The 8292-nt window shown below is 66.4% G+C and carries 7 protein-coding genes and 1 pseudogene; 5 read left to right on the top strand and 3 right to left on the bottom strand.

Translation table 11 applies throughout. The features are described from left to right. Together ACX9OT_RS21720 and ACX9OT_RS21715 are read left to right on the top strand one after the other, a co-directional pair. A pseudogene (locus tag ACX9OT_RS21720) lies at positions 1-204 on the top strand (hypothetical protein); the annotation flags it as partial. Positions 205-221: 17 nt separating this feature from the next. Next, complete coding sequence (locus tag ACX9OT_RS21715) at positions 222-1409, top strand: mechanosensitive ion channel family protein (protein WP_459003650.1); 1188 nt, start codon at positions 222-224, stop codon at positions 1407-1409. Between the two features lie 56 nt (positions 1410-1465). Here ACX9OT_RS21715 and ACX9OT_RS21710 read toward each other — a convergent pair whose 3' ends face one another. From ACX9OT_RS21710 to typA, 3 genes are read right to left on the bottom strand one after another with little or no spacing between them, the layout of a single operon-like run. After that, on the bottom strand, positions 1466-3088 hold the full coding sequence (locus ACX9OT_RS21710) for an amidase (RefSeq protein WP_071229495.1): 1623 nt from the start codon (positions 3086-3088) through the stop codon (positions 1466-1468). A gap of 41 nt (positions 3089-3129) precedes the next feature. Next, positions 3130-3597 carry a DUF2127 domain-containing protein gene (locus ACX9OT_RS21705; protein ID WP_049422416.1) on the bottom strand — a complete coding sequence of 156 codons (468 nt, stop codon included), beginning with the start codon at positions 3595-3597 and terminating at the stop codon, positions 3130-3132. Positions 3598-3608: 11 nt separating this feature from the next. Then, the gene (typA, locus tag ACX9OT_RS21700) at positions 3609-5456 is read right to left on the bottom strand and encodes a translational GTPase TypA (RefSeq protein WP_049455386.1); all 1848 of its coding nucleotides are present in this window, start codon (positions 5454-5456) and stop codon (positions 3609-3611) included. Positions 5457-5730: 274 nt separating this feature from the next. Here typA and ACX9OT_RS21695 point away from each other — a divergent pair, with 274 nt between their 5' ends. The 3 genes from ACX9OT_RS21695 (at position 5731) to ACX9OT_RS21685 (ending at position 8100) form a co-directional block, all read left to right on the top strand. Next, the gene (locus tag ACX9OT_RS21695; RefSeq protein ID WP_004153629.1) at positions 5731-6222 is read left to right on the top strand and encodes a peptidylprolyl isomerase; all 492 of its coding nucleotides are present in this window, start codon (positions 5731-5733) and stop codon (positions 6220-6222) included. A gap of 118 nt (positions 6223-6340) precedes the next feature. After that, on the top strand, positions 6341-7327 hold the full coding sequence (locus tag ACX9OT_RS21690; protein WP_004153634.1) for a malate dehydrogenase: 987 nt from the start codon (positions 6341-6343) through the stop codon (positions 7325-7327). Between the two features lie 158 nt (positions 7328-7485). After that, positions 7486-8100, top strand: coding sequence for an RluA family pseudouridine synthase (locus ACX9OT_RS21685; RefSeq protein WP_032129767.1), 615 nt, complete (start codon positions 7486-7488; stop codon positions 8098-8100). The last annotated feature ends 192 nt before the right edge of the window (positions 8101-8292 follow it).

Here is an 8292-nt window from a genome sequence, read left to right as displayed (position 1 = left end):
TGCGGGGGCGTGAGCCGCATGGATGCGGCGACCGAGCTTACATGGACGTACTTGCAGCGTCCCCCGCAACCGGACCCGCCCCGCCACCCCACAGGAAACCCGCTTCTGCTTCGGCTGTTGCTGTTGCTGTTGCTGTTGCTTCGGCTCGCAGCAGGTGCAGGGCTGCAAGCCCTGCCGATCAACACCCTTCTTACGAACGACTGACGTGACACTCATGCGTCATGCGCGAGGCTCTCCGCTTGGCTGTTCGAGTGGAGGTGGCAGCGGTGCACTGGCAAATCGCACAGGCCTACGCATGGCCGTTGGGATTGGCAGCAGTAGTGGGCGGTATCGGCGCGTGGCTGATCCTGTGGATCTATCATCGGCTGAAAGGGCGTGATCGCCGGCGCGCACGCATCGGTCGCGTGCTCGGGTTGCCACTGGCCACCGCATGGCCGCTGCTGTTGTTGATTCCCGCATTGCAGGCCACGCCACTGCAGGATCCGGTGCTGGGCAACCTGCAGCATGTGCTGCACATCGCGCTGACCGCGTGCTTCATCTGGTTGCTGGTACGCGCGGTGGCGGCGGGCGAGCGCGCGATCCTGCGCAGTCATCCCATCGATGTCGCCGACAATCTGGAAGCGCGCCGCATCCAGACCCAGACGCGGGTGCTCAGTCGCGTGCTGATGGGCGGCATCATCGTGCTGGGCACTTCGCTGGTGCTGCTGACCTTCCCGATGGTGCAGAAGATCGGCACCGCGCTGCTGGCCTCGGCGGGCCTCATCGGCCTGGTGGCCGGTATCGCCGCAAAGCCTGTGTTCGGCAACCTGATCGCTGGCCTGCAGATTGCAGTGACCCAGCCGATCCGGCTGGACGATGTGGTGATCGTCGAGGGCGAGTGGGGACGCATCGAGGAGATCGGCAGCAGCTATGTGGTGGTGCGCATCTGGGACGAGCGGCGGATGGTGGTGCCGCTGACCTGGTTCATCGAGAACCCGTTCCAGAACTGGACGCGGCGCAGCGCGGACCTGCTTGGCACGGCCTTCCTGTGGCTGGATTATCGTGCCCCGATTGCGGCGATCCGCGCTGAGCTGGAACGCATCTGCCGTGGCGAAGCGCTGTGGGATGGCCGGGTCTGCGTGACCCAGGTGACCGAGACCAGCGAGCGTGCGATCCAGGTGCGCCTGCTGGTCAGCGCGCGAAGCTCGGGCGATGCCTTCGATCTGCGTTGCCTGGTGCGCGAGCGCATGCTCGATTTCCTCGCGAGCGAGCATCCGCAGTCGCTGCCGCAGGTGCGTGCGCGGCTGCAACACGAAGATGAGCTGGATATGCCGCGCGGTCCACGTGCACGCACCGCGGATGTGCGTTCGCCGGGTGCTGAAGATGGTGAGGCGGCGATCGTGCCGGTGGAGCCGGAACCCGAACGGTAGCGCCGGTCGCTGGCCGGCGACCTGGGATCTGCCGGCCAGCGGCCGGCACTACCGGATCACGGCTCGCCAGCGTCGATCAGTGCGTCGGTATCGAAGTGCGGTGGGCGCCGCGCGCGCGTGCGCTGTTCGTAGGCGTAGGCCATCTCGATCAGCTTCGGCTCGCTCCAGGCGGTGCCCATGAACAGCAGACCGACCGGCAGACCATCGATCTGCCCCATCGGCACGGTGAGGCTGGGATAGCCGGCCACGGCGGCGGCGCTGTAGCTTTCACCGGGGAAGTCGTCGCCTTCGCTGCGGATCGGCCATGCCACGCCGGTGGTCGGCGCCACCAGCGCATCGAGCTGGTGGGCGGCGAGGGCAGCATCGATGCCTTCCGGGCCGGCCAGCCGGCGCGCATCGCTGCGGGCGCGGATATAGGCGGGGTCGGCCAGGCCGGCGGTGGCATCGGCCTCCACCAGCAGCTCCTGGCCGAACAGGCCCATTTCCTGCTTGCTGTGCGCCTGGTTGAAGGCGATGAGTTCGGCCAGGCTGCGCAATGGTGCGCGGTGGGTGCTGAAATAGCGCTCCAGCCCGGCCTTGAATTCGTACAGCAGCAGCGTGCGCTCGGCCTCGGCCCAGGCGCCCTGGTTGGGCAGCTCCACCGGCACCACCACGGCGCCGGCGCGGCGCAGCTCGGTTGCCGCCTGTTCGATCAGTGGCGGCATGCCACGGTACTTCAGCAGGGGTGTCTGCAGCAGGCCGATGCGCTTGCCGCGCAGGCCCTGCGGGTCCAGTCGCGCGGTGTAGTCGTAGACCGCACGGCCGGGCATGGTCGCGGTGGCCGGGTCGGCATCATCGCGGCCGGCAATCGCGGTCAGCACGGCGGCAGCGTCGGCGACGCTGCGTGCCATCGGCCCGGCAGTGTCCTGGCTGAAGGAGATCGGGATGATGCCGTCGCGGCTGACCAGGCCGACCGTCGGCTTCAGGCCGACCACGCCGTTGATCGCCGCCGGGCAGACGATGCTGCCGTCGGTTTCGGTGCCGATCGCCACGCTGGCCAGGTTGGCGGCCACGGCCACCGCGCTGCCGCTGCTGGAACCACACGGCGAATGGCTGATGCGATAGGGGTTGCGGGTCTGGCCGCCACGCGCGCTCCAGCCGGAGATCGAATCATTGCCGCGGAAGTTGGCCCATTCGCTGAGGTTGGTCTTGCCCAGCACCACCGCACCGGCGTCGCGCAGCCGGCGCACCAGGTAGGCATCGTCCGGACGGAAGCCCTGCAGGGCCAGCGAACCCGCACTGGTGGCCATCGGCGCGGCGTTGATGTTGTCCTTCAACAGCAGGGGAATGCCATGCAGCGGGCCGCGCAGGCGGCCGCCACGGCGCTCGCGGTCGCGTGCGGCGGCTTCCTTCAGCGCGTCGGGGTTGAGCTCGATCACCGCGCGCAGGCGCGGCCCGGTGCGGTCCAGCGCGGCGATGCGCTGCAGGTAGGCCTGGGTCAGGGTGGTGCTGTCCAGTTCCCCGGCGGTCATCCGCGCCTGCAGGTCGGCGACATCGGTTTCGGCGTACGGGAACGGCACGTTGCGGCTCGCAGGTTCGGCCGCATGCGCGCTGGGCGTGGCCGGGCTGCAGCCAGCCGAAAGCAGCGCCGGCAGCGCGGCGAGCAGGCAGGTCAGCAGAGGCGGCAAGGACGGGCGCATGGGGCGGCTTGGTCGGCTCCAATCCCCAGTGTAGCCGGTGCTCAGCGGTGGCGCTTGCGCAGGTCGCGGGCGAGCACGTAGACCACGATCAGGTTGATCGCCAGGATCGTCCACGACGGCCAGCCGGGGTGGCGGATGATCGCGAAGATGTCGAAAGGCAGGTACAGGGCGGCGGTCAGGCAGCCCAGCCAGGAGGCCCAGGCCTTGGCCCGCCACAGGCCCCAGGCTTCGACCAGGTGCAGCAGGCCGTAGCCGATCATCCCCGCCGCGGCCAGGTGGACCGCGTCGGGGCTGATCATGTGCAGCAGCGAGGGCAGGGTGCCATGGTCCGGATCCAGGCTGAAACGCCGGATCAGGGCCATGATGCCGTGCCGTAGCGGCTGCGGTCCGAGCACTTCCAGCCCGGTGGCGGCCAACAGCGCCAGCATCGCCTTGCTCGCTTCGAGCAGGGCGATGACATGGAGACCCGGATGCCGGTGTGGATCCGGGTTGTAGCCGCTCAGGTTCACGGGGTGCTGGCTCAGCCGCCGCGCGAAGCCTTCTTGCGGTCGCTTTCGGTCAGGAACTTCTTGCGCAGACGGATCTCCTTCGGGGTGATCTCGACCAGCTCGTCGTCTTCGATGAAGTCCAGGGCCTGTTCCAGCGAGTACTTGATCGCCGGGGTCAGCTGGATCGCATCGTCCTTGCCCGAAGCGCGCATGTTGGTCAGCGGCTTGGTCTTGATCGCGTTGACGGTCAGGTCGTTGTCCTTGGAGTGGATGCCGACCAGCTGACCTTCATACACGTTGTCGCCTTCAGCAGCGAAGAGCTTGCCGCGCTCCTGCAGCGGGCCCAGCGAGTAGGCCGGCGTGGTGCCCGGCGCATTGGCGATCATCACGCCGTTGATGCGCTTGGCGATCGCGCCCTGTTCCTTCGGGCCGTAGTGGTCGAACACGTGGAACAGCAGGCCCGAACCCTGGGTCAGGGTCTTGAACTCGTTCTGGAAACCGATCAGGCCACGGGCCGGGATCGAGTATTCCAGGCGCACACGGCCCTTGCCGTCCGATTCCATGTTCTTCAGCTGGCCCTTGCGGGTGCCCAGCTTTTCCATCACGCCGCCCTGGTGGATTTCTTCGATGTCCACCACCAGCTGCTCGATCGGCTCCATCAGCTGGCCGTCGATTTCCTTGATGATCACTTCCGGGCGCGACACGGCCAGCTCGTAGCCTTCGCGGCGCATGTTCTCGATCAGCACCGACAGGTGCAGTTCGCCACGGCCGGAGACCAGGAACTTGTCGGCGTCTTCCAGCTGCTCGACCTTCAGGGCCACGTTGTGGACCTTTTCACGGTCCAGGCGGTCCTTGATCTGGCGGCTGGTCAGGAACTTGCCACCGGACAGGTCCTTGTTGCCGGCGAACGGCGAGTTGTTGACCTGGAAGGTCATCGAGATGGTCGGCTCGTCGACGGTCAGCGCCGGCAGCGCTTCCGGGAAGTCCGGTGCGCAGATGGTGTCGGAGATGGTCAGCTCCTGGATGCCGGAGATGGCCACGATGTCGCCGGCCTCGGCCGAATCCTGCTCGATGCGCTCCAGGCCCATGAAGCCCAGCACCTGCAGCACCTTGCCGTTGCGCTTCTTGCCTTCACGGTCGATGACCGCGACCTGCATGTTCTTCTTCAGGGTGCCGCGCTGGATGCGGCCGATGCCGATCACGCCCACGAAGTTGTTGTAGTCCAGCTGGCTGATGCGCATCTGGAACGGGCCTTCCGGGTCCACTTCCGGACGCGGCGCGTGCTGCATGATCGCTTCGTACAGCGGGGTCATGTCGCCATCGCGCACGGTGTCTTCCAGGCCGGCGTAGCCGTTCAGGCCCGAGGCGTAGACGATCGGGAAGTCCAGCTGCTCGTTGGTGGCGCCGAGCTTGTCGAACAGGTCGAAGACCTGGTCGATCACCCATTCCGGGCGGGCGCCCGGACGGTCGACCTTGTTGACCACGACGATCGGCTTGAAGCCCATCGCGAAGGCCTTCTGGGTCACGAAGCGGGTCTGCGGCATCGGGCCGTCCATCGCATCGACCAGGATCAGCACGGTGTCGACCATCGACAGCACGCGCTCGACCTCACCACCGAAGTCGGCGTGGCCGGGGGTGTCGACGATGTTGATCCGGTTCTTGATGCCGGTCTTCTTGTCTTCCCAGGTGATGGCGGTGTTCTTGGCCAGGATGGTGATGCCGCGTTCCTTTTCCTGGTCGTTGCTGTCCATCACGCGCTCGGCGAGGACGGTACGCTCGGACAGGGTGCCGGACTGCTTCAGCAGCTGGTCGACCAGGGTGGTCTTGCCATGGTCGACGTGGGCGACGATGGCGATGTTGCGAAGATTTTCGATGGACATACGAAAGGGGGCCAGTCGGCGCCGGATTTGGAAAAAGAAGTCCAACATTATACGTCGAACTTGACGATTCGCGAAAAGGTGGATTTCACACCCGTCATGGGGCCCATTCAGCTGGGGGGCCGCGGCGCCGGTCGAGGCCGCCTGGCCTGCACCGCGGGGCACCCCGTCCCGTGGCTGAAGCCCGGATCTGCGCCCATGGTCGAAGCCGCCGCCGCCACGAGGCAGGTGTAAACTAGGTGGCTAGACGCGTTCCCCATCTGCATCAAGGATCTTCATGTCCCTCATCGCCACTTTCGACACCACCCAGGGCCCGATCAAGGTCGAGCTGTTCGCCGACAAGGCGCCGCTGACCGTGGCCAACTTCGTGAACCTGGTCAAGCACGGTTTCTATGACGGCCTGATCTTCCACCGCGTGATCGCCGACTTCATGATCCAGGGCGGCTGCCCGCAGGGTCGTGGCACCGGCGGCCCGGGCTACAAGTTCGAAGACGAGAAGAATGGCGTGAAGCACGAGGTCGGCTCGCTGTCGATGGCCAACGCCGGCCCGAACACCAACGGCAGCCAGTTCTTCATCACCCACATCAAGACCGACTGGCTGGACGGCCGCCACACCGTCTTCGGCAAGGTCCTGGAAGGCCAGGCCATCGTTGATTCGGTCAAGCAGGGCGACGTGATCCATTCGATCACCCTGGAAGGCGACGTCGACGCCGTGCTGGCCGCCCAGGCCGAGCGCGTCGCGGAGTGGAACAAGCACCTCGCCGCCTGATCCCCCTTCGAAACGGCCACCCTCGGGTGGCCGTTTCCCTGTTCCCCGCCGCCCGCCAGGCCTGCGTGGCCACGCCCGCGGCGTCCCATCAAACGCTTGCAAGCAAGAGGAAACCCCCATGAAAGCACCCGTTCGTGTTGCCGTGACCGGCGCCGCCGGCCAGATCGGTTATGCCCTGCTGTTCCGCATCGCCTCCGGCGAAATGCTGGGTAAGGACCAGCCGGTCATCCTGCAGCTGCTGGAACTGCCGGTCGACAAGGCCCAGGCCGCCCTGAAGGGCGTGATGATGGAGCTGGAAGACTGCGCCTTCCCGCTGCTGGCCGGCATGGTCGGCACCGATGATGCCGAAGTCGCGTTCAAGGACGCCGACATCGCCCTGCTGGTCGGCGCGCGTCCGCGTGGCCCGGGCATGGAGCGCAAGGACCTGCTGCTGGAAAACGCCAAGATCTTCACCGCCCAGGGCGCGGCGCTGAACAAGGTCGCCAGCCGTGACGTGAAGGTGCTGGTGGTCGGCAACCCGGCCAACACCAACGCCTACATCGCGATGAAGTCGGCCCCGGACCTGAAGCCGGAGAACTTCACCGCCATGCTGCGCCTGGACCACAACCGCGCGCTGAGCCAGCTGTCGACCAAGCTCGGCAAGCCGGTCGGTGGCATGGAGAAGCTGGTCGTGTGGGGCAACCACAGCCCGACCATGTACCCGGACTACCGTTTCGCCACCGCCGATGGTGCGTCGATCGCCGATGCGATCAACGACCAGGAGTGGAACGCCAACACCTTCATCCCGACCGTCGGCAAGCGCGGCGCGGCGATCATCGAAGCCCGTGGCTCGTCCTCGGCTGCTTCGGCCGCCAACGCAGCCATCGACCACGTGCGTGACTGGGTGCTGGGCAGCAACGGCAAGTGGGTCACCATGGGCGTGCCGTCCGACGGTTCCTATGGCATTCCGGAAGGCGTGATCTTCGGTTTCGCGGTGACCACCGAGAACGGCAAGTACACCCTGGTCAAGGATCTGCCGATCGACGACTTCAGCCAGAAGTACATCGACAAGACCCTGGCCGAGCTGGAAGAAGAGCGCGCCGGCGTCGCCCACCTGCTGGGCTGATGCAGGCGGTACCGGCTCCGGCCGGTACGTCTTCCATCGAGGTAGGTGCCGGCCGTTGGCCGGTACGTGATCCAGAAGGTAGGTACCGACCGTTGGTCGGTACGCAGCAACGGGGAAGCTCAGGCTTCCCCGTTGCTGTTTGAGGAATACAGGAACTGATGATCCACCTGCATTACATCGACGACGCGCTGCTGGTGGCCGAGAAGCCGGCCGGCCTGCTGTCCGTGCCTGGCCGCAGCGCCGAGAACCAGGACTGCGTGGTCGCGCGCCTGCAGGCGCTGTACCCGGATGCATTGACCGTGCATCGCCTGGACCAGGTGACCTCCGGCCTGCTGCTGCATGCGCGCGGCAAGGACATGCAGGTGGCGTTGTCGATGCAGTTCGAGCAGCGCCAGGTTGGCAAGCGTTACGAAGCGATCGTGGAGGGGCTGCTTGAAGGCGATGCCGGCGAAGTGGACCTGCCGTTGATCGTGGACTGGCCGAACCGGCCGAAGCAGATGGTCGATCACGAACGCGGCAAACCGGCGCTGACACGTTGGCACGTAATGGCACGTGATGTTGAAGCGCAGCGCACCCGCGTGGCGTTGGAACCGATCACTGGCCGCAGCCATCAGCTGCGCCTGCACATGGCCAGTCTCGGCCATCCCATCGTTGGCGATGTGCTGTATGACGCCGCGCCGGCGCAGCGTGTGCATCTGCATGCGCGCAGCCTGCGGTTCACCCATCCGGTGACGGGCGAGGCGCTCGCGTTCGAGTCCGCGACTCCGTTCTAGGGGTTCGGCAGGGCTTGCAGCCCTGCACCTGCAGAATCAACGTCAACGTCAAAAGCGGGCTGTCCGTGGGGTGGCGGGACGGTGTCGGAGTGCGGGGACGCCGCAAGTACGTCCCTGTAGCAACTGTGTTGCTGGAGAGTCTCAGGCCCGTCAGGTAAACGGGCACGGTAGTGCCGGCCGCTGGCCGGCAGC

Source organism: Stenotrophomonas genospecies 3, assembly GCF_054473855.1.
This window is presented reverse-complemented; position numbering and strand designations above follow the sequence as displayed.